Origin of the sequence: Aeromicrobium senzhongii, assembly GCF_014334735.1 — a bacterium.
Classification (GTDB): domain Bacteria; phylum Actinomycetota; class Actinomycetes; order Propionibacteriales; family Nocardioidaceae; genus Aeromicrobium; species Aeromicrobium senzhongii.
The window spans coordinates 805,099-824,320 of sequence record NZ_CP060587.1; the positions used below are offsets into that span (position 1 = coordinate 805,099).

Consider the following 19,222-nt stretch of genomic DNA (forward strand, 5'->3'; position numbering starts at 1 on the left):
CCCCCCAGGAAGTCCCATGACCAGTCCCGTGTTGTCCCTGCGAGGCGTCGGCAAGCGCTTCGGCGCCGTGCAGGCCCTCACCGATGTCGACTTCGATGTCCGTCCGGGCGAGGTCGTCGCCCTCGTCGGCGACAACGGCGCCGGCAAGTCCACCCTCGTCAAGATCATCTCCGGCGTGTACGGCGCCGACTCCGGCACGATCGAGCTCGAGGGCCGCGAGGTCCAGATCCACGGTCCGAAGTCGGCCCAGGAACTCGGCATCGCCACGGTCTTCCAGGACCTGGCCCTGGCCGACAACCTCGACGTCGTCGCCAACCTCTTCCTCGGCCAGGAGACGACCGCGGTGGGCGTCCTGGACGAGGAGGCGATGGAGTCGCGCAGCTGGGAGCTGCTCCGCCAGCTCTCGGCCAAGATCCCGTCCGTCCGGATCCCCATCGCCGGCCTGTCCGGTGGTCAGCGACAGACCGTCGCGATCGCCCGCAGCCTGGTCGGCGACCCGAAGATCGTCATGCTCGACGAACCCACGGCCGCGCTCGGCGTCGCCCAGACGGCCGAGGTGCTCAACCTGGTCGAGCGGCTCCGTGAGTCCGGGCTGGCCGTCGTGCTCATCACCCACAACATGGCCGACGTCCAGGCCGTGGCCGATCGGATCTACGTCCTGCGGCTGGGCCGCAACGCCGCGGAGTTCCGCATCGACGACGTCACGACCGAACAGCTGGTCGCGGCCATCACCGGGGCCTCCGACAACGTCGTCGCCGCGCGGCGTGCCCGCGCCGAGGGCGCCGCCGTCCCGCTGATTCCCCCCACCGACCTGCCGACGGAGGACGAAGCATGAGCCACGCCGACCGCGCCGACGAGCGCCTCGTCCAGGACACGTCGCCCCGGGCGATGGTGGGCACCCTCGTGCGTCGACTGAAGTCCGGTGACCTCGGGATGATCCCGGTCGTCATCGGGCTCGTCGTCATCTGGATCGTCTTCTACGCGATGAACCCCCGGTTCCTCTCGTCACGCAACCTCGTCGAGCTGAGCCTGGACTCGGCCACGATCGGCATGATCTCCGTGGGCATCGTGCTGGTGCTGCTCCTGGGGGAGATCGACCTGTCGGTGGGATCGGTCTCCGGACTGTCCGGTGCCGTCCTGGCGGTCCTGCTGGTCTACCAGGACTGGCCGCTGCTGGCGTCGATCCTCTCGGCCCTGTGTGTGGGACTGCTGATCGGCGCGTTCTACGGCTTGCTCTTCACCCGGTTCGGGGTGCCGAGCTTCGTGATCACGCTCGCGGGCCTGCTGGCCTTCCTCGGCGCGCAGCTGAACGTGCTCGGCTCACGCGGCACGGTCAACCTGCCCGGGGACTCGGCGCTGATCGACTTCGCGAACTTCACCTTCCTGCCGCCGTGGCTGTCGTACGTGCTCGCTGTCGCGGTGGGGCTGGCCTACCTGCTCGCCCGGCTGCGGACGCTGCGCCGCCGTGCCGCGGCCAACCTCTCGACCCCGAGTCTGAGATGGATCGTCGTGCGGGCCGTCCTGATCGTCGCCGCCGTCGCGGGCGTGGCGTGGTACCTCAACATCGACCGCGGGTTCGGTGCCCTGCCGCTGCTGTGGGTGGGCGTCATCATCGTGATGGACTTCCTGCTGCGGCGCACCACGTGGGGCCGGCACGTGTTCGCGGTCGGCGGCAACGAGGAGGCGTCGCGACGTGCGGGTGTCGCGGTGAACAAGGTCTACATCTCGGTGTTCGCCCTGTGCTCGATGTTCGCGGCCCTCGGCGGCGTGCTGGCGGCCGGCCGGCTGCAGGCGGTCAGCCAGAGCAGCGGAGGCACCGACACCAACCTGATGGCGATCGCCGCCGCGGTCATCGGCGGTACGAGCCTGTTCGGCGGTCGCGGGTCGGTGTACTCGGCGCTGTTCGGGATGCTCGTGCTGCAGTCCATCACGAGCGGGCTCAACCTGGTCGGGGTCGACGCCTACGTGCGCTACATGGTCACCGGCGCGGTGCTGTTGCTGGCCGTCACCATCGACTCGCTCGCGCGGCAGGCCCGCAAGAGCAGCGGCAGCGGATGATGGCCTGCCGGGGCGGGTGCCGGTCCCCGTTAGTCTCGTGCGCATGCGAACTGAGACCGACGTCGTCGTCGATCACCTGACCAAACAGTTCGGCTCCGTCAAGGCCGTGGATGACCTCAGCTTCACCGTCCGCCCCGGCGCCGTGACCGGATTCCTCGGTCCGAACGGAGCCGGCAAGACCACCACGCTGCGGATGCTGCTGGGACTCGTGCGGCCCTCCGGAGGGCGCGCCCTCATCGGCGGCCGGCGCTACGAGGACATCAAGCAGCCCGGAGCCGTCGTCGGAGCCGCGTTGGAGGCCTCGAGCTTCCATCCCGGCCGGACCGGACTGGACCACCTGCGCGTGTACGCGCCGCAGGTCGGAGCCAGTGACGCGCGCTGCCACGAGCTGCTCGAGCTGGTCGGCATGACCGACGCGGCCAAGCGCCGCGTCGGCGGCTACTCCATGGGCATGCGGCAGCGGCTGGGCCTGGCCTACGCGCTGCTCGGCGATCCGGACGTGATCTTGCTGGACGAGCCGGCGAACGGTCTGGACCCGCAGGGCATCGTCTGGCTGCGCCACCTGCTGCGCGCCTTCGCCGACGAGGGCCGCACGGTGCTGGTCTCGAGCCACGTGCTCAGCGAGGTCCAGCACACCGTCGACGACGTCGTGATCATCTCCCACGGCCGCTTGGTGCACGCCTCGCCGCTGCAGGGCCTGCACGCCCTGGTCGAGTCGCGCGTCCGGATCGCCGGTCCGGCGCCCGAGCGGATCGCGGCCCTGGCCGCCGAGCGAGGGTGGCGCCACGAGCCCGTGGCCGGGGGCGTCGACGTCGTCAACGTGTCCGCCGCCGAGGTCGGTGCCGCGGCGTTCGCGGCTGGCATCGAGGTGCACCAGCTGGCGGACGTCGGCGTCGGTCTCGAGGACGTCTTCCTGCGCCTGACCTCCAGTCCCGACGCCCCGGCGTCGCGAGGGGGTGTCGCGGCATGAGCACTGCGATCAAGGCAGAGCTGCGGAAGCTCTTCAGCACCCGTCTGTGGTGGCTGCTGGCCCTCGTGCTGGTGGCGTACCTCGTGTTCATCGCCGTGGTGATCTCGTTCTCGTTCACCGTCGACATGGGCGACGACTCGGTGGGCATGCCGGTGGGTGAGGAGCTGGCGCGCGTCGTCTACTCGCTCACCAGCCCGATCGGCTACGTCTTCCCGCTCATCGTGGGCAGCCTGCTGTTCACCGGCGAGTTCCGGCACAAGACCATCACCGCGTCCCTGCTGGCCCAGCCGAACCGGTCGGTGCTGATGGCCGCCAAGCTGGTCGCGGCCGTCGTGGTCGGCCTGATCTACGGCGTCATCGGGACGCTGTCGACCGTCGCCGGGGCGGCTCCCGTGCTCGCGTGGCGCGGTGACGGTGCCTACCTGGGCGCCGAGAGCGTGCTGGTCCTGCTGGGCATGTCGGTCCTGGTCATGACGATCTGGGCCGTCCTGGGCACCGCGATCGGCAGCGTCCTGACGAACCAGGTCGCCGCGATCATCGTGATCCTGGCGTTCACCCAGTTCGTCGAGCCGATCGCGCGCGTCGCGCTCGGTGCCTGGGACGCGACGTCCGAGGTGGCCAAGTACCTGCCGGGCGCGGCAGCCGATGCCGTCCTGGGGTCGAGCTTCTTCGCCCAGGACACCACGACGGATCTGCTCTCGCGTGGGCCCGGGGCGATCGTGCTGCTGGCCTACGTCGTGGTGTTCGTGCTGCTGGGCCGCTTCGTGACCCTGCGTCGCGACATCGGCTGAGCGACTCTCGCCGCCACCCCTGGCCACTTTTGGAAACGGATCCACCTTTCTGCCCCGGCGGAACGTGGATCCGTTTCCAAAAGTGCGAGCGGGGGAGGGACTGCGAGCGGGGGAGGGGCTGAGGGCGACCGAGGGCTGAGGGCTGAGCAAGCCCGCTCAGCGGCGGACGAACCGCACGTCGGTCCGGCTGGCGTCCCGCGTGGGACGCCAGCCGGGCTCGTCCTGGCCGGCCTCCCAGCGCATGTCGTCGAACGTGACCTCGCTGATGCGGAACTCGGTCGAGTTCGCCACGAGGAACTGCGCCAGCGCCCAGCCGCGGGTGCCGATCTGGTCGCCGCTCAGCGTGATCGCCTGCTGGCCGGACGACGGGTCTGAGTCGACGCGCACGCGGCCCCAGGCCTGGTTGAGATACGCGTCGAGGTCGGCGCCGGTCGATCCGGCCTTCGGGTCGGTCGCGCAGGCGAACGCCGCGGGGGAGTAGCCCCGTAGCGCGGAGGCCAGCACCCGGGCGTCGGCCTCGTGGTCGGCGTAGGCCTGCGGGAAGCCCGAGCGCTGGACGGCCTGGGCGGCGTCGGTGATCTCCATGGACTCGTAGTCGTCGATCTTCGCCAGAGCGTCGTAGAACTTCCCGGTCGAGTAGACCGGATCGAGGATCTGCTCGACCGTGCCCCACCCCTGCGAGGGACGCTGTTGGAACAGGCCGACGGAGTCCCGGTCGCCGTAGTCGATGTTGCGGATCTTGGACTCTTGGTACGCCGTCGCGATCGCGATCGTCGTGGCCCGCGGCGGCAGGCCCCGCTCGTGGGCCTGGGCCGCCATGAGGGCGGCCCACTTGGCCTGCTCCACGTCGACCTCGACCGTGCGGTCACCCACCGTGGCGACGCAGAAGCCGCTGCTGTCGATGCTGTTCTCGAAGGTCTTCAGGACGACGAGCACGAGCGCCGCCGTGGCGACGACCGTGGCGACGATCCATCGCATCAGTTGGCGTGCAGGTCGGCGTTGAGCTCCACGCCGGTCCGGCCGCCGCGCGGACGGGCCTCCAGTGCGCCGGTCTGGCTGTTGGTCAGGAACAAGATGCCGTCGGCGCCCGAGAGCTGGGCGGCCTTGACGACCGACCCGTCGGGCATGGTGATCTTGGAGCCCGCGGTCACGTAGGTGCCCGCCGCGACGACACAGTCGTCGCCCAGCGAGATCCCGATCCCGGCGTTGGCGCCGATCAGGCAGCCCTCGCCGACGCTGACGACCTCCTTGCCGCCACCGGACAGCGTGCCCATGATCGAAGCGCCGCCACCGACGTCCGAGCCGTTGCCGACGACGACGCCGGCCGAGATGCGTCCCTCGACCATGGCGTGGCCGAGCGTGCCGGCGTTGAAGTTGACGAAGCCCTCGTGCATGACCGTGGTGCCCTCGGCAAGGTGGGCACCCAGGCGGACGCGGTCGGCGTCGCCGATGCGCACGCCACCGGGCACGACGTAGTCGGTCATGCGGGGGAACTTGTCGATGCTCGTGACCGACACGGTCAGGCCGGCGGCGCGGGCTCGGGCGCGGACCGCCTCGAAGTCGTCGACGGCGCACGGGCCGATCGAGGTCCACACGACGTTGGTCAGCAGGCCGAAGATGCCGTCGAGGTTCTGCCCGTGGGGCTGGACCAGCCGGTGCGACAGCAGGTGCAGACGCAGGTAGACGTCGTAGGCGTCTGCCGGCGGCGCGTCCAGGTCGGCGATCTCGGTGTGGACGACGTGGGTGCTGACACCGCGGACCGGGTCCTCACGCTCGGCGGCGACCAGGTCGGACGGCTCGACGGTGGTCTCGGGCGCCGGGCCGAGGATCGGCTCGGGGTACCAGACGTCCAGGACGGTGCCCTCGGGCGTGACGGTGGCCAGGCCCCAGGCGTGGGCCGATCGGGTGTCGCTCATGACCCAAGGTTATCGAGGCCGGTCACGCCGACGGTGTCGTGTCAGACGCCGCCGGCGAACCCGTGTTGGCGCCACGCCTCGTACACGGCGATCGAGGCGCAGTTCGCCAGGTTCATCGAGCGTCGCGACGGCAGCATCGGCAGGCGCAGCCGGTCGGTGACACGCGCGTCGGCGAGGACCTCGTCGGGCAGGCCGGTCGGCTCCGGCCCGAAGAGCAGGACGTCGCCGGGCTCGTAGGCGATGTCGGTGTAGGCGGTCGTGGCCGCCGTCGTGAAGGCGAAGACCCGGGCCGGCAGCAGCGCGGCGTACGCGTCCTCGAGGGTCGGGTGGACCGTGACGACGGCGAGGTCGTGGTAGTCCAGACCGGCGCGGCGCAGCTTGCTGTCCTCGAAGTCGAAGAGTGGATCGACCAGGTGCAGGTGGCTGCCGGTGGCGGCTGCGAGCCGGATGGCGTTGCCCGTGTTGCCGGCGATGCGTGGCTCGAAGAACAGGATCCGGAACACGCCCCCACAGTAGGCGCTACCACTTTCTCGGCGCCTCGGACGTCCGTTCCTGACAGGTGAGACGTGGTCAGAGCGACGGGTGGGACCTGCCTACGGTCGTGTCGACCCCCCGCACCACGGGTCGCCCGCACCATGAAAGGAACTCCCCCCGTGTCCGAGAACTCCCCCCTGATCGAGGCACCGAAGCGTCGCGGCCCCGCGATCGCCCTGGCCGTCGCCGTCCTCCTCGTCGTCGGCGCCCTGGTCGCCTTCGCGCTGACTCGCGGCGACGACTCCGCCGGTGACGACCTGACGAAGGTGAAGCTCGGCGTGGTCGGTGCCAGCGACCCGTACTGGAAGACGCTGAAGGACGAGGCGAAGGACGAGGGCATCGATCTCGAGGTCGTCGACTTCGCCGACTACCCGCAGCCCAACCCGGCGCTGACCGAGGGCGAGATCGACATCAACCAGTTCCAGCACATCGTGTACCTGGCCGACTACAACGTCGCCAACGACCAGGACCTGACGCCGATCGGCTCGACGGCGATCTACCCGCTGGGCCTGTACTCGCAGAAGGTCGACTCCGTCGAGGACATCAAGTCCGGCGACACCGTCGTCGTCCCCGACGACGACAGCAACCAGGCGCGCGCGCTGGGCATCCTGCAGTCGGCCGGCCTGATCAAGCTCAAGGACGGCGGCTCGATCTTCTCGACGCTCGCCGACATCGACAAGGACGCCTCGAAGGTCAAGGTCAAGGCGATCAAGGCCGACCTGACGCCCACCTCGCTGCCCGACGTGGCCGCCGCGATCGTCAACAACGACTTCGTCGAGAAGGCCGGCCTGAAGTTCGAGGACGCCATCGCGAAGGACGATCCGTCCGACCCGAACGCGGTGCCGTACATCAACATCTTCGCCGTCCGCGCCGAGGACAAGGACAACAAGACCTACGCGAAGCTGGTCGAGGTCTACCAGAACAGCAAGAAGGTCCAGGACGGCGTGCAGGACATCGCGGCCGGGACGGCCGAGCTGCTGAAGACGCCGGTCGCCGACCTCGAGGCCTCGCTGGCCAAGGTCGAGGCGGACACCCGCGCGCGGGGCTGACGATGGCACTGGTCGAGCTGCGTGACGTCCACAAGACGTTCGCGCCCACGAAGCGCGGTGGCGCCCCGATCGAGGCGGTCCGCGGGGTCTCCCTGGACGTCGAGGCCGGCGAGATCCACGCGATCGTCGGGTACTCCGGCGCGGGCAAGTCCACCCTGGTGCGACTCGTCAACGCCCTGGAGCAGCCCACGTCCGGCACGGTGACGGTGGACGGCACGCGGCTCGACCAGCTGGGGGAGCGGGACCTGCGCCGCGTGCGGCAGGGGATCGGGATGGTCTTCCAGCAGTTCAACCTCATGCGGTCGCGGACCGTGTGGGGGAACCTGGAGTTCCCGCTGAAGTTGGCGGGCGTCGACCCGGCCGAGCGCCAGCGGCGGATCTCCGAGCTGCTGCACTTCGTCGGCCTGGCCGACAAGGCGCACGCCCACCCCGAGCAGTTGTCGGGCGGTCAGAAGCAGCGCGTGGGGATCGCCCGGGCGCTGGCGACGAACCCGTCGATCCTGTTGGCGGACGAGTCGACCAGCGCCCTGGACCCCGACACCACGCGCGAGGTCCTCGGCCTCCTGCGCAAGGTGAACGAGGAGCTGGGCATCACCATCATCGTCATCACGCACGAGATGGACGTCGTCCGGACGCTGGCCCACAAGGTCAGCGTCATGGAGACCGGCCGGGTGGTCGAGAGCGGTCCCGTGATCGACATCTTCGCCCGCCCGCGCGAGGCGGTGACCCGTCGCTTCGTCAGCACGCTCGTCGACGAGGTCCCGCAGGGCGCCGAGCTCGAGGCGCTGCGGCGTCAGTTCGAGGGCCGGTTGATCGTCGTGGACGTCGAGGGGCACACCAGTCAGTCCGACGTGTTCACTGCGCTGGCGACCCGCGGTCTGTCCGTCGAGGTCGTCCAGGGCGGCGTGAACCGCGTCGGCCCGGCCGTGTTCGGCCACGTGACCCTCGCGGTCCGCGGCGAGGGAGTGGACGAGGTCGTGGCCGAGGTCGGCCGCCTCGAGGGCGTGGAGGTGCTCGCATGATCAGCCAGGACACCAACCTGCCCGAGCTGTGGTCGCTCATCGGGACGGCGACGTGGGAGACCGTCTACATGGTCGCGATCACCCTCGCCATCGGTGGCTTCCTGGGCCTGGGCGTGGGTCTCGCGCTCTACGCGACCCGCGCGGGTGGGCTCTTCGCGAACCGGGTGGCGTTCACGCTGCTGAACCTCGTGGTCAACTTCTTCCGACCCATTCCGTTCGTCATCTTCATCGCGACGGTCCAGCCGCTGGCTCGCCTCGTCGTGGGCATCGGCATCGGCAACAAGGCGATCATCTTCGCGATGACGCTGGCGGCGATGTTCGGCATCGGCCGCATCGTCGAGCAGAACCTCGTGACGGTCGACTCCGGGGTCATCGAGGCGGCACGCTCGATGGGCGCCAGCCGGCTGCGCATCCTCACGACCGTCGTCGTTCCCGAGGCGCTCGGCCCGCTGATCCTGGGCTACACGTTCGCCTTCGTGGCGATCGTCGACATGAGCGCGATCGCGGGCGCGATCGGCGCCGGCGGCCTGGGCAACTTCGCGCTCCAGTACGGCTACCGCCAGTTCGACACCGTCGTGACGTGGACCGTGGTGCTGATCATCGTCGCGTTCGTCCAGGTGGGGCAGTTCCTCGGGAACACCGCGGCGCGCCGCGTCCTGCGGCGCTGACGAGGTCCCGGCCGCATCGTGAGACGAGCGGAAACTGTCCGAGGCGCGTGAGTGACTGGAGGTCCGACCGCACGACCGACGACTGGAGGTGACCGTCATGACCGAGCCGATCCGCAGGCCCGTCTCGCAGTTGCGAGCCGGCGACCTGATCGCCCCGGACGACGGAGGGACCGTCTACGTCGTGTGCGCGATCTCCCAGCCGGTCGGCACGAGCCGGCGGGCCGAGGTGGTCGACGCTCGCACGGGCGAGGCCGACCACTGCGTGCTGCTGCCGCTGCACGACGCGGTGCTGACCGTCCCGGGCCGGGCCCGCTGGGTCGAGGTCCCCGATGCGGCCGGTGACGAGGTCGCTGGACTGCTCGTCGGCCCCGAGTTCCCCGTCGACGATGCCGTGCACGCGGTCTGGGAGGTCGAGATCGACCTGTTGAGCCACCCCGGCTGGGAGGAGCTCGTCCGTGGTGCGCGGCTCGACCCGGTCGCGGAAGCCGCCTGACGTGACACCGGCGGCATGCCTCGCCATACTGCTCCGGTGCTGATCTCCTCCCGTTCCCGGTCCCTTCGACTGCCCGTCGTCGGGCTGCTCGCCCTGGCCGTCCTCCTCGCGTCCTGTGCGGGCGAGGGGGCCCAGCAGGACACGTCCGCGCCCGAGACGTCGGCGCCACCGGCGATCACTCTCGCGTCGATCGGTCTGGGCGAGGTTCCGGCCCCGGACGCGATCGATGCGGACTGGCCGAAGGCCCCGGCCGGTTTCGACGCCGAGCGCTACCACTCGATGGTCTACGCCCTGCGCAACTGGGGGCAGGCGGCGGCGCTCAGTCAACAGGTCCGAGAGGCCGAGGATCCGATCGCCGCCGTCGAGGACGCGATCTCGGTCTTCGACATCACGTACCGGCTCACGGAGAGCTTCAAGGAGCAGATCACGCCCCGGCTGACCGCGGCGTCCGTGTTCCACCCGGACGTGGAGGCCGTGGGTGACCCGCACGTGACGTGGGCCTGGAAACGGAGCATGGAGACCGACCCGAAGAGCGGGATCGAGATCGTGACGGTGACGCTCCAGACGCGCGCGGCCTACCCGGTCACGGTGAAGGACGGCGCGGAACGGGTGGTCGGAGTCATCCGGTCGCACTCCCTGACGACCGGACCGGGTCCGCGCGGACAGTTCGGGATGGGCCATTCCTGGCAGGGCTTCGGCGTCGACGAGTGCGCGATGGTGCTCGACGACGCGTTCCTGCCCGATGACGATGTCGCGGCGGCCACGAAGAGCCTGCGTCGGTTCGCCCAGGTGGTGACGTCGACCAAGGTCAGCACCAAGCCCGTGGGCGGCGGCGCCAAGCCCATCGACGAGGGGTTGGCGAAGCGGTGCGAAGCTGACGCAGCCTGACCCGGTCAGCGGGCCGTGGGGCCCGTCGCGACCGGCAGGTCGAGGTTGCTCCACTGCGACCACGAGCCCGGGTAGAGGGCGGCGTCGATGCCCGCGATCGCGAGTGCCGCGATCTCGTGGGCGGCGGTGACGCCGGAGCCGCAGTACGCCGCGACGGGTCGTGAGCCGTCGGCACCGAGCGCGGCGAAGCGCTCGCGTAGCTCGGCGGGGGAGCGGAAGCGTCCGTCCGGGGTGAGGTTCTCGGTGGTGGGCGCGTTGCGGGCACCGGGGATGTGTCCGGCCTTCGGGTCGATCGGCTCGACCTCGCCGCGGTAGCGCTCGGCGGCGCGGGCGTCGAGCAGCACGCCCGATGCGGCGAAGTCGGCGACCTCGTCGAGCTCCAGCACCGGAAGCGCCCCTGCCGACAACCTGACCGATCCCGGGGCCGGGGACACGTCGCCCGTCTCCAGAGGGCGACCGCTCGCGACCCACGCCGCCAGCGCGCCGTCGAGCAGGCGCACGTTCGTGAAGCCCGCCCAGCGCAGCAGCCACCACGCGCGTGCGGCGGCGAGGTTGCCGTTGTCGTCGTAGACCACGACCGAGGAGTCGTCGTGGATGCCCCACCGGCGCGCCGCGCGCTGCAGGTCGGCGAGCGACGGGAGCAGGTGACGCCCGTCCGTCGGCTCCCCGTGCGCGGCGAGCTCGGTGTCGAGCGGCACGAAGACGGCCCCCGGGACGTGACCCGCCCGGTGGGCGGCGTCGCCCGACGGACCGCCGAGGGTCCAGCGGACGTCGAGCACGACGGGCGGGCGGCCGGAGTCCAGGGCGGCGGCGAGCTCGTCGACGTCGATCAACACCTCGGCGCCCACGTGAGGCCCCGGACGCCCGTCCATCAGAGGAAGTCGTTCGGGTCGAACTCGTCGATCGGGATGACGCGGATGCGCGGCAGCTCGACGGTGAAGGCGTCGACGTCGTGCTCGAGGTCGAAGCACTCCAGCCCGCGCGGCACGAGGGCCGCGAACCGCGAGTTGCGGAACTCCTCGAAGCCCAGCACCGCGACCCGACGGCTGCCCGAGACGAGCGCCTCGACCTGCGGCACGAAGTCGCCGTCGTTGCTGGCGAGCATGACGTCGGCGTCGCGACGCGCGATCTCCTCCAGCGTGCGCTGGATGGCCAGGTCGACGACCTTCTGGTCGGGCGTGCCGGACAGCGGCACCGGCCGGTAGCCGATCGAGGTCAGCGCCTGGACGAACGGCATGGGCAGCTCGGTGTCGACCGCGAGGAAGAACAGGCCCTGCACCGGCTGGTCCCAGACCTTCTCCGCGAACCGGAGCAGGCGGTCCCAGCGCGGGCGCTCCTGAGGCTGGGGGCGGCGGCCCAGGATGGACATGCCGAGAGTGGCGTCGATGTTCTCGCCGTCGACCAGCAAGTAGGTCAAGGGGCCGGGCGTGCTGTCGTTCACGCCTCGACCCTACGCGGACGGGGACAGGCCGGGAACGAGACCGCCCTCACGGCGGGAGGAACGCCGGAAAACGCCTGCGCGACGGCGGGGTTCCGCTTAGCGTGGGTCTCCCCATGCACATACGCCCCGTCTTCCTCACTGGCCTCGCTCTCGCCCTCGCGTTCGGCGGGCTGCTGAGCGCCCCCGCCCACGCCGCCCCTCGGGTCGGCCTCGTGCAGGCCGTCGGAGTCACCGCCACCTCCGTCACGCTCACCTGGCCGAAGTACCGGGGTGCGAAGACGTACCGCGTGCAGCGCGCGGCCAACTACGCCTTCACGAAGGGCCTCCGCACCGTCAAGGCGAAGCGGAACCGGGCCACCGTGCGCGGGCTGCGCCCCGGCGTCGAGTACTGCTTCAAGGTGCGCGCGTACAACCGCAAGGGCAAGCACGTCGCGACGAGCGCTCGCACGTGCAAGCCGGCTGCCGCGATCTCGGTCCCGAGCCGGGGAGTCAGCGTCAGCACCCTGACGTACAACATCTGCTCCAAGGCCTGCGACAGCAGTCAGGAGGCCTGGTGGGCCGGGATGAAGCCGTGGGCCCAGCGACGCCCCGTCGTCACGAGGACCGTCCTGGGCTCCGGTGCGGACGTGGTGGCGCTGCAGGAGTCCTCCGGCTGGAACACCGTCGCCGCCGACGTCCGGGCCACGTACTCGACCGTGCCCGACTTCGGTCGCTACCTGACCTCGAGCCTGCTGTTCCGGACGTCACGGTTCGAGCAGGTGGCGGACACGGTGACCCACCCCGACGACTCGGCGCCCGGGGGAGTGGGCCACTGGACGACGCCCCGAGCCGCCACGATCGAGATCGGGAACGGACGGCGAGCCACCTGGTCGGAGCTGCGTGACAAGCGCACCGGGAAGCGCACGATCTTCGTGTCCGTGCACCTCTCGCCGGACAAGAGCGTCGCGGCGAACCGGCGGCGTAGGGCCGAGACGCTCTCGCTGATGCGGCAGGTGAACGCGGCGAACACGAACCGCTCGCGCGTGGTCTACCTGGGGGACTTCAACTCGAACAAGTCCCGCGGCCATGCCCGGGACACTCCGGCCCGGGTGATGGGCGCCGCCGGCTACCGCGACGCCTACGACCAGGCGCGGACGCTGTCGCGGCCGAACTACAACAGCGGGACCGCGGGCGGGCGCAAGCCGGTCGTCTCGTACACCTGGGGCGATCACGTGGACAAGGTCTGGATCCGCAAGGGCGACGGCATCGGCGTCCTGTCGTGGGCGAACGTCAACCCCCGCCGCGGCGCGAAGTACGCCGGTCCGGTCGGGTCCGACCACTGCCCGATCCGGGTGGTTCTCAAGCTCTCGTGACCCCGGAACGACGACGCCCCCGGGAGTGATCCCGGGGGCGTCGTTGGTGCAGTCGACTCAGCGCAGGTCGAACCGGTCCAGGTCCATGACCTTGGTCCAGGCGGCGACGAAGTCCTTGACGAACTTCTCCTTCGCGTCGGCGCTGGCGTAGACCTCGGCCACGGCGCGCAGCTCGGAGTTCGAGCCGAACACCAGGTCGGCGCGGGTGCCCGACCAGCGACCGTCCTTCGTGGCGAAGCGCGTGCTCGACTCGTCCGTCGCGGTCCACTCGGTGTCGATGTCGAGCAGGTTGACGAAGAAGTCGTTCGTCAGGGCGCCGACCCGGTCGGTGAGGACACCGAGGTTCGAGCCGTCGTAGTTCGCGCCCAGGACCCGCAGGCCGCCGACCAGGACGGTCGTCTCCGGCGCCGTCAGGGTCAGCAGGTTGGCGCGGTCGATCAGCTCGTACTCCGCCGGCATGCCGCCCTTGCCCTCGTAGTTGCGGAACCCGTCGTGACGCGGCTCCAGGTACGAGAACGACTCGACGTCGGTCTGCTCCGGCGTGGCGTCGACGCGGCCCACCGAGACGGGGACCGTGATCTCGACGCCGCCGTCACGGGCGGCCTTCTCGATCGCGGCCGCACCGGCGATGGCGATGACGTCGGCCAGCGAGACGGCCTTGTCGTAGCCGTCCGCCACGTCCTGCAGGACCGAGATGACCTTCGCCAGCTGAGCGGGGTTGTTGACCGCCCAGCCGTTCTGCGGGGCCAGGCGGATGCGGGCGCCGTTGAGGCCGCCGCGCTTGTCGCTGCCACGGAAGGACGACGCGGCCGCCCAGGCGGTGGAGACCAGTTCCGAGACGGTCAGACCGGTCTCGAGGACCTTGGCCTTGAGCGCGGTGACGTCGGCGTCGCCGATGACGTCGCCCTCCCACGTCGGCAGCGGGTCCTGCCAGAGCAGGTCCTCCTGCGGCGCCTCGGGACCGAGGTAGCGCGCCTTCGGGCCCATGTCGCGGTGCGTCAGCTTGAACCAGGCGCGCGCGAACGCGTCGGTGAACGCCTGCGGGTCGTTCTTGAAGCGCAGCGCGATCTCGCGGTAGGCCGGGTCCTCGCGCAGGGCGATGTCGGACGTCAGCATGCGGGGCTCGCGACGGCCGTCACCGAACGCCTCGGGCACCATGTCCCCACCGGCGCCGTTGATCGGACGCCACTGGTGCGCGCCGGCCGGCGAGGTGAAGAGCTCCCACTCGTACGCGAACAGGATGTGGAAGAACTCGTTGTCCCAGCGGGTCGGGTGGTAGGTCCAGGTGACCTCCAGGCCCGACGTGATCGTGTCGGGGCCGTGGCCCGTTCCGTGGGTGTTCTTCCACCCCAGACCCATCTGCTCGATGGGCGCGCCCTCGGGCTCGGGCTGCAGGTGGTCGGCCTCGGCGGCGCCGTGCGTCTTGCCGAAGGTGTGTCCACCGCCGATGAGCGCGACGGTCTCCTCGTCGTTCATCGCCATGCGGCCGAACGTCTCGCGGATGTCGCGCGCCGAGGCGAGCGGGTCGGGGTGACCGGCCGGGCCCTCGGGGTTGACGTAGATCAGGCCCATCTGGACGGCGGCCAGCGGGTTCTCGAGGTCGCGCTCGCCCTCGTAGCGGTGCTCGTCGCCCAGCCACTCGGTCTCGGCGCCCCAGTACACGTCCTGGTCGGCCTCCCACACGTCCTCGCGACCGCCGGCGAAGCCGAAGGTCGGGAAGCCCATGGTCTCGAGGGACACGTTGCCCGCGAGGATCATCAGGTCGGCCCAGCTGATCTTCTTGCCGTACTTCTGCTTGACCGGCCACAGCAGGCGGCGGGCCTTGTCGAGGTTGACGTTGTCCGGCCAGGAGTTGAGCGGGGCGAACCGCTGCTGGCCGGCGCCGGCGCCGCCGCGGCCGTCCGTCACGCGGTACGTGCCGGCGCTGTGCCACGCCATGCGGATCATGAGCGGGCCGTAGTTGCCGAAGTCGGCCGGCCACCAGTCCTTGGAGTCGGTCAGGACGGCGGCGATGTCGGCCTTGAGCGCGTCCAGGTCGAGCGACGAGAACTCCTCGCGGTAGTCGAAGTCGTCATCCATCGGGTTCCGCGCGGGGGCGTTCTTGGCCAGGATCTGCAGGTTGAGGCGCTCGGGCCACCACTTGCGGTTGGCATCACCGGCCGTCGGCTTCGGCAGCTGGTTGTGGACGACGGGGCACTTGCCCTTCGCCTCGTCCGGGTCGTTGACCTCGGCGAGGATCGCGTCGGGGTGGTTCTGGTCAGACATGGAGTGTCCTTTCGATGGGTTCGGGGGTCGCAGGTGAGCAGGAGGGGCACAGGCCCCAGAAGACGACCTCGGCCTCGTCGATGACGAAGCCGTGGTCCTGGCCGGGGGTCAGGCACGGTGCTGCGCCGATCGTGCAGTCGACGTCGACGATGCGGCTGCACGAGCGGCACACCAGGTGGTGGTGGTTGTCGCCCGTCCGGGTCTCGTACCGCGCTGCCGAGCCGGCCGGCTCGATGCAGCGCACGACGCCGGCGTCGGTCAGGGCGTGCAGCGAGTCGTAGACGGCCTGGTGGGACAGGTCCGGGATCGTCTCGCGGGCACGGTCGATGATCGCCGCGGTGTCCGAGTGCGGGTGGGCCGTGACCGCGTGCAGGACGGCGGTCCGTTGGCGGGTGACCCGCAACCCGGCGGCGCGCAGCGCCTGCTCGAGGTCGGGGGAGTGGGGCATGACGCCCACTCTACCCTATTCTTGAATCAATCAAGAAAGCGGGGTCGGCCCGGCGAGCCCGTCCGTGGTTTGCTGGGAGTCCGCCACCGTGAGGAGATCACCGATGCCGCTGACCGGAGAGTACGAACCCAGCACGTCCGAGTGGGCGCGCACCCAGGCCGAGACTTACGAGGCGACGGGTGGCCGCGAGGCGAACCTGCTCAAGGGTGTGCCGATCATCGTGCTGACGAGCGTGGGCTCCAAGTCGGGCAAGCTGCGCAAGACCGCGCTGATGCGCGTCGAGCACGACGGCGACTACGCGGTCGTCGCCTCGAAGGGCGGCGCCCCCGACCACCCGGCGTGGTACTGGAACCTCAAGGCGAATCCGCACGTCGAGCTGCAGGACGGCGAGACCAGGCGCGACTACCGCGCCCGTCAGCTCGAGGGTGACGAGTACGCCACGTGGTGGGAGCGCTCTGTGGCCGTGTGGCCGGACTACGCCGAGTACCAGAAGAAGACGGACCGCCAGATCCCCGTGTTCGTGCTGGAGCCCATCGACTGAGGGTGCCGGTGACAGGACTTGAACCTGCACGCCCGTGAGGACACCAGGACCTAAACCTGGCGCGTCTACCGTTCCGCCACACCGGCAACGGGGACGAGTCTAGGGTCGTCTGCGCCTACGCGGCGTCGAGACCCAGGTCACGGCGCAACTTCGCCACGTGTCCGGTGGCCTTGACGTTGTACTGCGCCAGCTCGACCTTTCCGTCGGCGTCGATCACGAACGTCGAGCGGATGACGCCCTGGACGACCTTGCCGTAGAGCTTCTTCTCGCCGAAGGCGCCGTAGGCCGTCAGGACCGACTTGTCCGGGTCGGAGAGCAGCGTGATCGTCAGGCCGTCGCGCTCGCGGAACTTCGCCAGCTTCTCGGGCTGGTCGGGGCTGATGCCCAGCACCGTGAAGCCCTCGGCCTGCAACCGATCGATCGAGTCGCTGAAGTCGCACGCCTGCTTCGTGCACCCCGGAGTCATCGCCGCGGGGTAGAAGTACACGATCACGCGCTGGCCCCGCAGGTCCGAGAGAGTGACCTCGTTCCCGTCGTCGGTCGGGAGGGTGAAGTCGGGGGCCTGGTCGCCGGGCTGCAGTCGGGTCGTCATGGGCACTATCCTGACAAGGCACCCCGCACCGATCGAGAGGACTCCCGTGGCACGAGGACATGCCGAACCCGCCCAGGCGTCTCCCGACGAGATCGTCGACGAGCTGGAAGTGCTCCTGACCCGACTCAGCGACAACGTCGACGAGCTGGTCGATCGCGTCCGGCCCGCCAACGTCGCCCAGCGACAGATCCAGCGCGTGAAGGACTACTTCGTCGACGAGGAGACGGGCCCGCGCTTCGAGCACATCGTGCCCGTCGTCGTCGGCACCGTCGCCACGATCGCCGGACTCGCGGTGCTGCGTCGACTCCTGAAGTGATGGACGCCAAGCTTCCGATCCGGATGCTGCACGACCGGCTCCTGGTGTCCCTGGACTCCGAAGCCGGCGACCGGCGGTCGTCCGGAGGCATCGTCATCCCCGCCACCGCGGCCATGGGGCGGCGGCTGTCGTGGGCGCGGGTCGAGGCCGTCGGGTCCCAGGTCCGTGCCGTCGAGGTGGGCGACCGGGTCCTGTTCGACCCCGAGGACCGCGCCGAGGTCGAGGTCCGGGGCGAGAGCTTCATCCTGCTGCGCGAACGCGACCTGCACGCCGTCGCGTCCGAGCGCATCGACGAGGGCCAGACCGGCCTGTATCTGTGATGAGCAGCGACCGGCTCCCGTTCAGCCGGTTGCGCCTGCCGCGCCCCGAGATCACGGTGCGGCAGCGATGGATGGGGGTTCGCGAGAACTGGCGACTGCTGCTGCGGCTGGCCGTCGCCACCGGCAGTGCGTTCACGATCGCCACGTACCTCCTCGGGCACACGCAGGCCTTCTTCGCCCCGATCGCCGCGGTCATCACGATGATGGGCGGCGCGGGGAGGCGTCAGCGCGTCATCTTCGAGTTGGTGCTCGGTGTCGCCTTCGGCGTCCTCGTCGCTGAGCTGCTGATCCTGCTGATCGGTCGCGGCGGCTGGCAGATGGCGCTGGTGGCCTCGCTGACGGCGGTGGTCGCGATGCTGTGCAATCTCAAGGGCATGGCGTTGACCCAGGCGATCAACTCCGGGGTGCTGCTGGCCGCCGTCGTCCCTCTTCCCGGCGTGGCGAACCCCGCGGTCACCCGCTTCACCGATGCGTTGATCGGCGGGATGTGCGGGTTCTTGATGATGCTGATCCTGCCGCGCGACACCCGCCGTGACCTCGACGAGAGCCTGCAGAAGCTGCTGACCGGCCTGGCGGACGTCCTGCGCCACACCGCCGAGGCGATGCGGACCGACGACGCGGCGATGGCCGATGCCGCCCTGGACCAGGCTCGTGACACCCAGTCCACGATCGAGTCGCTGCACTCCACGGCCGCCAACGTCAGCGAGATCGCGCGGCTCGCGCCGCTGCGGTGGAACCAACGGGCCGATGTGGAGCGGTACGCCGGGAGCGTGAACGACCTCGACAACGCCATGCGCGACGCCCGAGTCCTCGCCCGGCGGGTCGCGGCGATGCTGCGGCACCACGAGTCGGTGCCCTCGGGGTTGACCGACGCCGTCGAGACGCTCGTGGTCGCGGTCCAGATCTATGCCGACGAGTTCGCTTCGTCCGTCGACCTGGAGCGTGCCAACGAGCGGCTCGTCGAGGCCTCGAACCTGGCCATGCAGGCCCTGAGCGATCGCCTCACGGTCAACACCGCGTCGGTGGCCGCGCAGGTGCGGTCCCTGGCAGCCGATCTGCTGATGGCCGGGGGAGTGTCCCGCACCGCACTCGACGACATCCTGGACGTGGACTGATGGAACCTCGACACCTGCTGGCCCAACTGCGCAAGCGGCTGGCGGACCTGGCGCGCGACGGCGAATCGGGCGAATCCGGCGAATCCTCAGAATCCGAGGACGAGACCTCGACAGAGGACGACTGAGTCCCTTAGGGTCGTTCTCAGCACTTCGATCGAAGTGACGTGTCACACACACAGGAGGTGAGTCCCATGACGAACAAGAACGCTTGCATGTTCGCCCCCGGGCACGCCTCCGTCGTGATGTTGACCTAGTCGATTCTTTCGACCTGTATCACCAGCCGCTTCGGACGCTCGTCCGAGGCGGTTTTTCTTTGCGTCCACCCACCCGACGAATCAGAAAGGAGGCGCGTCATGACCACGACATTCCCCCACTTCACCCTCATGCCCGCGAACGCCACACTTCCGACTCCAGTCCCGGACTCCGGGACCGCACACGCGGAG

Annotated in this window: 23 protein-coding genes and 1 tRNA gene; 15 read left to right on the forward strand and 9 right to left on the reverse strand. The window is 70.1% G+C overall.

Going from position 1 to position 19,222, the window contains the following annotated elements; genetic code table 11:
* Positions 1 to 16 precede the first annotated feature (16 nt).
* Genes H9L21_RS04040 through H9L21_RS04055 form a run of 4 tightly spaced genes read left to right on the forward strand, consistent with a single transcriptional unit; the run spans position 17 to position 3,819 of the window.
* Positions 17 to 835, forward strand: a complete 819-nt coding sequence (locus tag H9L21_RS04040) for an ATP-binding cassette domain-containing protein (protein WP_154595583.1) — start codon at positions 17 to 19, stop codon at positions 833 to 835.
* The gene (locus H9L21_RS04045) at positions 832 to 2,058 is read left to right on the forward strand and encodes a sugar ABC transporter permease (RefSeq protein WP_154595582.1); all 1,227 of its coding nucleotides are present in this window, start codon (positions 832 to 834) and stop codon (positions 2,056 to 2,058) included. Before H9L21_RS04040 ends, H9L21_RS04045 begins: the two co-directional genes overlap by 4 nt.
* 43 nt (positions 2,059 to 2,101) lie before the next feature.
* Entirely contained in the window at positions 2,102 to 3,028 is a 927-nt protein-coding gene (locus H9L21_RS04050; protein ID WP_154595581.1) for an ABC transporter ATP-binding protein, read from the forward strand.
* Positions 3,025 to 3,819, forward strand: a complete 795-nt coding sequence (locus H9L21_RS04055; RefSeq protein WP_154595580.1) for an ABC transporter permease subunit — start codon at positions 3,025 to 3,027, stop codon at positions 3,817 to 3,819. The genes H9L21_RS04050 and H9L21_RS04055 overlap by 4 nt, the downstream gene beginning before the upstream one ends.
* Positions 3,820 to 3,975: 156 nt before the next feature.
* On the opposite strand, the gene H9L21_RS04060 is transcribed toward H9L21_RS04055, so the two are convergent.
* From H9L21_RS04060 to H9L21_RS04070, 3 genes are read right to left on the reverse strand one after another with little or no spacing between them, the layout of a single operon-like run.
* Complete coding sequence (locus H9L21_RS04060; protein WP_187411784.1) at positions 3,976 to 4,797, reverse strand: hypothetical protein; 822 nt, start codon at positions 4,795 to 4,797, stop codon at positions 3,976 to 3,978.
* Complete coding sequence (gene dapD / locus H9L21_RS04065; protein ID WP_154595579.1) at positions 4,797 to 5,735, reverse strand: 2,3,4,5-tetrahydropyridine-2,6-dicarboxylate N-succinyltransferase; 939 nt, start codon at positions 5,733 to 5,735, stop codon at positions 4,797 to 4,799. The genes H9L21_RS04060 and dapD overlap by 1 nt, the downstream gene beginning before the upstream one ends.
* 41 nt (positions 5,736 to 5,776) lie before the next feature.
* Positions 5,777 to 6,238: a tRNA (cytidine(34)-2'-O)-methyltransferase gene (locus H9L21_RS04070; protein WP_187411785.1), complete on the reverse strand. Its 462-nt coding sequence runs from the start codon at positions 6,236 to 6,238 to the stop codon at positions 5,777 to 5,779.
* 150 nt (positions 6,239 to 6,388) lie between these two features.
* Here H9L21_RS04070 and H9L21_RS04075 point away from each other — a divergent pair, with 150 nt between their 5' ends.
* From H9L21_RS04075 to H9L21_RS04095, 5 genes are all read left to right on the forward strand, one after another.
* Positions 6,389 to 7,318 carry a MetQ/NlpA family ABC transporter substrate-binding protein gene (locus tag H9L21_RS04075; protein WP_255467323.1) on the forward strand — a complete coding sequence of 310 codons (930 nt, stop codon included), beginning with the start codon at positions 6,389 to 6,391 and terminating at the stop codon, positions 7,316 to 7,318.
* Between the two features lie 2 nt (positions 7,319 to 7,320).
* Entirely contained in the window at positions 7,321 to 8,340 is a 1,020-nt protein-coding gene (locus tag H9L21_RS04080; RefSeq protein ID WP_154595577.1) for a methionine ABC transporter ATP-binding protein, read from the forward strand.
* Positions 8,337 to 9,008 (forward strand): methionine ABC transporter permease, encoded by a 672-nt coding sequence (locus H9L21_RS04085; protein WP_154595576.1) that lies wholly within the window; start codon positions 8,337 to 8,339, stop codon positions 9,006 to 9,008. The genes H9L21_RS04080 and H9L21_RS04085 overlap by 4 nt, the downstream gene beginning before the upstream one ends.
* 97 nt (positions 9,009 to 9,105) lie before the next feature.
* A complete protein-coding gene (locus H9L21_RS04090) occupies positions 9,106 to 9,501 on the forward strand; it encodes a hypothetical protein (RefSeq protein WP_154595575.1) in 396 nt (131 codons plus the stop codon).
* 36 nt (positions 9,502 to 9,537) lie between these two features.
* Positions 9,538 to 10,389 (forward strand): hypothetical protein, encoded by an 852-nt coding sequence (locus H9L21_RS04095; RefSeq protein ID WP_154595574.1) that lies wholly within the window; start codon positions 9,538 to 9,540, stop codon positions 10,387 to 10,389.
* 5 nt (positions 10,390 to 10,394) lie between these two features.
* Here H9L21_RS04095 and H9L21_RS04100 read toward each other — a convergent pair whose 3' ends face one another.
* Both H9L21_RS04100 and H9L21_RS04105 read right to left on the reverse strand, forming a co-directional pair.
* On the reverse strand, positions 10,395 to 11,261 hold the full coding sequence (locus H9L21_RS04100) for a sulfurtransferase (protein WP_154595573.1): 867 nt from the start codon (positions 11,259 to 11,261) through the stop codon (positions 10,395 to 10,397).
* Positions 11,261 to 11,830: an NYN domain-containing protein gene (locus tag H9L21_RS04105; RefSeq protein WP_187411786.1), complete on the reverse strand. Its 570-nt coding sequence runs from the start codon at positions 11,828 to 11,830 to the stop codon at positions 11,261 to 11,263. Before H9L21_RS04105 ends, H9L21_RS04100 begins: the two co-directional genes overlap by 1 nt.
* Before the next feature lie 113 nt (positions 11,831 to 11,943).
* Between H9L21_RS04105 and H9L21_RS04110 the strand changes: the two genes are divergently transcribed.
* Positions 11,944 to 13,182 (forward strand): fibronectin type III domain-containing protein, encoded by a 1,239-nt coding sequence (locus H9L21_RS04110; RefSeq protein ID WP_154595572.1) that lies wholly within the window; start codon positions 11,944 to 11,946, stop codon positions 13,180 to 13,182.
* Between the two features lie 57 nt (positions 13,183 to 13,239).
* On the opposite strand, the gene katG is transcribed toward H9L21_RS04110, so the two are convergent.
* Together katG and H9L21_RS04120 are read right to left on the reverse strand one after the other, a co-directional pair.
* Complete coding sequence (katG, locus tag H9L21_RS04115; RefSeq protein ID WP_154595571.1) at positions 13,240 to 15,447, reverse strand: catalase/peroxidase HPI; 2,208 nt, start codon at positions 15,445 to 15,447, stop codon at positions 13,240 to 13,242.
* Positions 15,440 to 15,895, reverse strand: coding sequence for a Fur family transcriptional regulator (locus H9L21_RS04120; protein WP_154595570.1), 456 nt, complete (start codon positions 15,893 to 15,895; stop codon positions 15,440 to 15,442). Before H9L21_RS04120 ends, katG begins: the two co-directional genes overlap by 8 nt.
* 103 nt (positions 15,896 to 15,998) lie before the next feature.
* Between H9L21_RS04120 and H9L21_RS04125 the strand changes: the two genes are divergently transcribed.
* A complete protein-coding gene (locus H9L21_RS04125; RefSeq protein WP_154595569.1) occupies positions 15,999 to 16,436 on the forward strand; it encodes a nitroreductase family deazaflavin-dependent oxidoreductase in 438 nt (145 codons plus the stop codon).
* A 3-nt stretch (positions 16,437 to 16,439) separates the two neighbouring features.
* Here H9L21_RS04125 and H9L21_RS04130 read toward each other — a convergent pair.
* Positions 16,440 to 16,522: transfer RNA gene (locus H9L21_RS04130), tRNA-Leu, on the reverse strand.
* Positions 16,523 to 16,551: 29 nt separating this feature from the next.
* The gene (gene bcp / locus H9L21_RS04135; protein WP_154595568.1) at positions 16,552 to 17,028 is read right to left on the reverse strand and encodes a thioredoxin-dependent thiol peroxidase; all 477 of its coding nucleotides are present in this window, start codon (positions 17,026 to 17,028) and stop codon (positions 16,552 to 16,554) included.
* A 46-nt stretch (positions 17,029 to 17,074) separates the two neighbouring features.
* Between bcp and H9L21_RS04140 the strand changes: the two genes are divergently transcribed.
* Genes H9L21_RS04140 through H9L21_RS15440 form a run of 4 tightly spaced genes read left to right on the forward strand, consistent with a single transcriptional unit; the run spans position 17,075 to position 18,904 of the window.
* Positions 17,075 to 17,344 (forward strand): DUF3618 domain-containing protein, encoded by a 270-nt coding sequence (locus H9L21_RS04140; protein ID WP_187411787.1) that lies wholly within the window; start codon positions 17,075 to 17,077, stop codon positions 17,342 to 17,344.
* Positions 17,344 to 17,664 carry a GroES family chaperonin gene (locus H9L21_RS04145; protein WP_154595566.1) on the forward strand — a complete coding sequence of 107 codons (321 nt, stop codon included), beginning with the start codon at positions 17,344 to 17,346 and terminating at the stop codon, positions 17,662 to 17,664. The genes H9L21_RS04140 and H9L21_RS04145 overlap by 1 nt, the downstream gene beginning before the upstream one ends.
* A complete protein-coding gene (locus tag H9L21_RS04150) occupies positions 17,664 to 18,779 on the forward strand; it encodes an FUSC family protein (RefSeq protein ID WP_154595565.1) in 1,116 nt (371 codons plus the stop codon). Before H9L21_RS04145 ends, H9L21_RS04150 begins: the two co-directional genes overlap by 1 nt.
* Positions 18,779 to 18,904 carry a hypothetical protein gene (locus H9L21_RS15440; RefSeq protein ID WP_255467325.1) on the forward strand — a complete coding sequence of 42 codons (126 nt, stop codon included), beginning with the start codon at positions 18,779 to 18,781 and terminating at the stop codon, positions 18,902 to 18,904. The genes H9L21_RS04150 and H9L21_RS15440 overlap by 1 nt, the downstream gene beginning before the upstream one ends.
* Positions 18,905 to 19,222: the final 318 nt, after the last annotated feature.

Coding starts and splice junctions, on each gene's coding strand:
- H9L21_RS04040 (WP_154595583.1), top strand. CDS start 17: ATGACCAGTCCCGTGTTGTCCCTGCGAGGCGTCGGCAAGCGCTTCGGC.
- H9L21_RS04045 (WP_154595582.1), top strand. CDS start 832: ATGAGCCACGCCGACCGCGCCGACGAGCGCCTCGTCCAGGACACGTCG.
- H9L21_RS04050 (WP_154595581.1), top strand. CDS start 2,102: ATGCGAACTGAGACCGACGTCGTCGTCGATCACCTGACCAAACAGTTC.
- H9L21_RS04055 (WP_154595580.1), top strand. CDS start 3,025: ATGAGCACTGCGATCAAGGCAGAGCTGCGGAAGCTCTTCAGCACCCGT.
- H9L21_RS04060 (WP_187411784.1), bottom strand. CDS start 4,797: ATGCGATGGATCGTCGCCACGGTCGTCGCCACGGCGGCGCTCGTGCTC.
- dapD (WP_154595579.1), bottom strand. CDS start 5,735: ATGAGCGACACCCGATCGGCCCACGCCTGGGGCCTGGCCACCGTCACG.
- H9L21_RS04080 (WP_154595577.1), top strand. CDS start 7,321: ATGGCACTGGTCGAGCTGCGTGACGTCCACAAGACGTTCGCGCCCACG.
- H9L21_RS04085 (WP_154595576.1), top strand. CDS start 8,337: ATGATCAGCCAGGACACCAACCTGCCCGAGCTGTGGTCGCTCATCGGG.
- H9L21_RS04090 (WP_154595575.1), top strand. CDS start 9,106: ATGACCGAGCCGATCCGCAGGCCCGTCTCGCAGTTGCGAGCCGGCGAC.
- H9L21_RS04100 (WP_154595573.1), bottom strand. CDS start 11,261: ATGGACGGGCGTCCGGGGCCTCACGTGGGCGCCGAGGTGTTGATCGAC.
- H9L21_RS04110 (WP_154595572.1), top strand. CDS start 11,944: ATGCACATACGCCCCGTCTTCCTCACTGGCCTCGCTCTCGCCCTCGCG.
- katG (WP_154595571.1), bottom strand. CDS start 15,447: ATGTCTGACCAGAACCACCCCGACGCGATCCTCGCCGAGGTCAACGAC.
- H9L21_RS04120 (WP_154595570.1), bottom strand. CDS start 15,895: ATGCCCCACTCCCCCGACCTCGAGCAGGCGCTGCGCGCCGCCGGGTTG.
- H9L21_RS04125 (WP_154595569.1), top strand. CDS start 15,999: ATGCCGCTGACCGGAGAGTACGAACCCAGCACGTCCGAGTGGGCGCGC.
- bcp (WP_154595568.1), bottom strand. CDS start 17,028: ATGACGACCCGACTGCAGCCCGGCGACCAGGCCCCCGACTTCACCCTC.
- H9L21_RS04145 (WP_154595566.1), top strand. CDS start 17,344: ATGGACGCCAAGCTTCCGATCCGGATGCTGCACGACCGGCTCCTGGTG.
- H9L21_RS04150 (WP_154595565.1), top strand. CDS start 17,664: ATGAGCAGCGACCGGCTCCCGTTCAGCCGGTTGCGCCTGCCGCGCCCC.
- H9L21_RS15440 (WP_255467325.1), top strand. CDS start 18,779: ATGGAACCTCGACACCTGCTGGCCCAACTGCGCAAGCGGCTGGCGGAC.